General features: G+C 68.2%; 3 protein-coding genes. All 3 read right to left on the reverse strand.

What is annotated here, in order from left to right:
• Positions 1-49: 49 nt before the first annotated feature.
• Complete coding sequence (locus DI276_RS47680; protein WP_232837420.1) at positions 50-583, reverse strand: sigma-70 family RNA polymerase sigma factor; 534 nt, start codon at positions 581-583, stop codon at positions 50-52.
• 388 nt (positions 584-971) lie between these two features.
• Complete coding sequence (locus DI276_RS47685; protein WP_198681345.1) at positions 972-1,715, reverse strand: SIMPL domain-containing protein; 744 nt, start codon at positions 1,713-1,715, stop codon at positions 972-974.
• Positions 1,716-1,819: 104 nt separating this feature from the next.
• Positions 1,820-2,836 (reverse strand): hypothetical protein, encoded by a 1,017-nt coding sequence (locus tag DI276_RS47690; protein WP_198681346.1) that lies wholly within the window; start codon positions 2,834-2,836, stop codon positions 1,820-1,822.
• Positions 2,837-2,999 lie beyond the last annotated feature (163 nt).

The following is a 2,999-nucleotide window of genomic DNA, read 5'->3' on the forward strand; positions in this document are numbered from 1 at the left end:
GCCCGGCTACCACCCTGGTAGCCGGGCGGCGCGGTTTTGCGACGGGACCTCATGAACTCGACGTCAACGATCTGCGGAGCCGGGCCAACGCGCGGTGCTGCGCGACCCGGACCGCACCGGGTGTCGATCCGACGGCCTCGGCGGTCTCCTCAGCCGACAGCCCCACGATCACCCGCAGCAGGACGATCTCCCGGTGCTTCTCCGGAAGGACCCGCAGGAGCTCACCCATTCGTTCGGACAGCTCACCCTGCAAAGCCCGCTGCTCCGGACCAGCCAGGAGCTCCGGGGTCTCCGGAACGTCGGCGACGAGTTCCAAGCGGTCCCTGGCGGCCGCTCGATGCACATCGGCGACCTTGTGCGCCGCAATGCCGTACACGAAGGCCAGGAACGGCCGGCCCTCCTGGCGGTACCTGGGCAAGGCGTTGAGCACCGCGATGCACACCTCCTGGGCCACGTCGTCCGCCGAAGCGAAGGACCGCTCCTGCCTGCCGACTCGGGCGCGGCAGTACCGCACCACCAGGGGAAGAATGCTCGCCAGCAGGCGCTCGACGGCCCGGCGGTCACCTTCGACGGCCGCGGCCACTTCGACCTGCGCACTTGCATGCGCCGCTGCGTTGCTTCCAGACCGGCTCGTGGTCTGCGTGCGCGGAGCCAGGAGATCCACCTCGACTTGCGCTGCCGACTCGAAGGCACGGCAGCGTTCCCCGTCGGTGGTCGCAGGAGCTGCCTCCTGCGGTGGCGAAACCGCTCGTCGATCGAACATCCCGACCTCCACGACTTCGGCGGAAATCGGACCTCAACCGGAATTCGGTCCGCCCTGCCGTCACGTCCAACAGCGGACCGGCGGACCCGAATCTGACTCAATATGAAAACTTTTCCGCTACGTGGTTGGTTGAACACGCAGAGATACCAAATACCGCCTTTGCTGGAGCTGTTCGAGATTGAGTGTTCACCCTGCGTAATAGGCTGGGTCAGCGCAGTCGATACACAACGACGACGTCGATCTCCTCCTTGATCTCACCCGGCGCCACCGGCACCGGCGCACCGTCCGCGACCTCCGACGAGATGATCGGAATCGGCGATCCTCCACCGGAGGCGGCTTCGTTCACGGACACCAGGTGCCCGAGCCTTTGTCCGCTGAGCTGGGCGTAGTGGGCAGCCTTGGCGCGCGCGTCCGCGAAGGCGGCGGCGCGGGCCCGGTGGCGCAGCGGCGCACGGTCGGCGACGTCGAAGGCCACCCCGTGGATCCGCCCGGAGTCCCCGACCGCGTCCACGACGGCGCGCAGGACCTTCCCCGTCTTGGTCACGTCTCGCACCTTCACCGAGAAGGCCTGACCGGCGTGGAAGCCCGCCAAGTGGGAGTTGCCGGACTCGTCGTGCTTGTAGACCGGGTTGAGCCACATGCTCTCGGTTCGGATGTCGCGATCGGACACACCTTCGGCGCGCAGTGCGTCCAGCAGTGCCTTCGCGGTGCCGGCATGTGCTTCCACGGCTTCTGCGGCAGTGGGTTTCTTGACTTCCACGCCGACGCTGATGACGGCCAGATCCGGCACGGCCGATGCCTCGCCGTGTCCGCTGACGGTGACCGTGCCCGGCTCGGTCGCCTGTGCGGGAACGGACGTGGTGATCAGGCACGCCACCGCGAGTGCGCTTGCCCAGAGAAACCGTCTGAGCGTCGGAGTGTGCGAGCTGCTGCCCTGCTTGAGGAAAATCACGACAACCGAGTCCTCTCCGAGAGTGTTTGTGCGGAAGGTGTGAATGGTCGGAATCACCACGTCCGGGCCGGTGATGACCCCGTTGCGGTGGTTACCGAGCCTGGTCAGGCGCCCTCGGCGAGAGGCTCCGCCTCGCGGACCTCTCGCGGACGCGAGACCAGAGTCCGGCGCGCGAGGAGGAACGCCACGAGCAGCGCTGCAGCGAGCAGCGCGCCCAGACCGCCTGCCAGCAACGGGTGCGCCTGGAACCAGTTCTCTGGCGTGACCGGTCCGCCGACCGCGTTGGCAGCGGACGGAAAGGTGATGGTGGCCGTCACAACTCGCTCGATGAAGCCACTGCGCAACGTGAGCCGCGCTTTCCACGGACCGTCCGGCAGGCGCTGGTCGAGAACAGTCCGGACGCCCGCGGTGTCACCCGGTAGCACCGTGACCGCGGTCGAGACCGGGAACGGGCCCGCGTTCACCCCTCCCGGGCCGTCGGACAGCGTCAGTTCGCCCGCCATGTCGAGTGCGCGGCCTCCGGTGTTGTGCACGGTGGCCAGCACCTCGGGTCTGCGGTCGCCGTCGCGCGACGGGGTGAGGCTGCTGATGTCGAAAGCTGGCGCCGGGTCACCGCCGGGCCCGACGTCGAGGTAGATCCGAACGCCGACCCTGGTGACCATCAGGACGTTCTCCGGTGTGTTGGACGGGGTGCTGGTCTCCGCCCAGATGACGCCGTAGCGCTCGCCGGTGGACGCGGCGTGGTCGACCGCGATCGTCACCAGCACCTTCTCGCTTCCTCCCGGCGGCAGGTCGACGGCGGTGCGGTTGAGCGAGATCCAGCTGGTCAGCTCGCTCGTGGTGCGTCCGGCCAGCGCGTTGAACGCGTCATCGTCGATCCTGGCCGCGCCGGGAAAGACCTCGATGTGTTGCGGCGCCTGGGAGTTGTTCGTGACCAGCACATGTCGTTTGATGACGGCACCGGGCGCCAGGTGGTCGACGATGTAGACCTGTGAGCGAGGGTCGCCGAAGCGGTTCGCGGGCATCTCGAGCAGCCGGATGCCGATGCTGTTCTCGGCTCGGTCCCCGTCGGCCAGCGCGCCGGTGTCCCCGTGCACGAGGGCGACCAGGCAGCTGAGCACCAGCGGCAGGGCTGCCTTCTCACGCCACCTGATGGCTCACCGTCCCGGTGTACGTCACCGCGGACTTCGCGGTGAGCGGGATGACGACCGCGATGGTGGGGTTCCAGGCGACTGTGTTTCCGCCGGCGGTCGCGTTGGCGTAGGTGTACGCGGTCAGTGCGGC

The sequence above is a fragment of the Lentzea terrae genome, from assembly GCF_003265345.1.
In the GTDB taxonomy this organism is placed as follows: Bacteria; Actinomycetota; Actinomycetes; order Mycobacteriales; family Pseudonocardiaceae; genus Lentzea; species Lentzea terrae.